This is a genomic window from Vibrio sp. 10N.222.46.A1, from assembly GCF_041473595.1.
GTDB classification, from domain to species: domain Bacteria; phylum Pseudomonadota; class Gammaproteobacteria; order Enterobacterales; family Vibrionaceae; genus Vibrio; species Vibrio tasmaniensis_A.
On sequence record NZ_JBFRSN010001817.1, the window covers coordinates 1 to 297 of the forward strand.

The 297-nt window shown below is 47.5% G+C and carries 1 protein-coding gene; it reads left to right on the plus strand.

Annotation, left to right across the window (positions count from 1 at the left end):
- Positions 1–297, plus strand: a 297-nt coding sequence (locus tag AB4496_RS29450) for a hypothetical protein (RefSeq protein WP_372133676.1), incomplete at both ends; no start/stop codon positions are given.

The following is a 297-nucleotide window of genomic DNA, read 5'->3' on the forward strand; positions in this document are numbered from 1 at the left end:
ATCAGGGCTAGCGACTCAGCAAGAGCAGCACAAAGACTTGTTTGAATCAACGCGCTTTACCTTCTCAGAAGCAATGGCGAAGTTGTTCCAACGTGTCAATCCGCATATCGATATGGGTCAACGTTCTCCACAAGTTCTTGGTGAAGAGTTACTGGATTACCGTAACTACCTAGAGCTGAGTGTTGAAGTTAACCGTGGTTCAGACGGTTGGTTACAAGCGGAATCGGGTGCATTGTCTACGGGTGAGGCGATCGGTACTGGTCAATCAATCCTATTGATGGTTATTCAGAGCTGGGA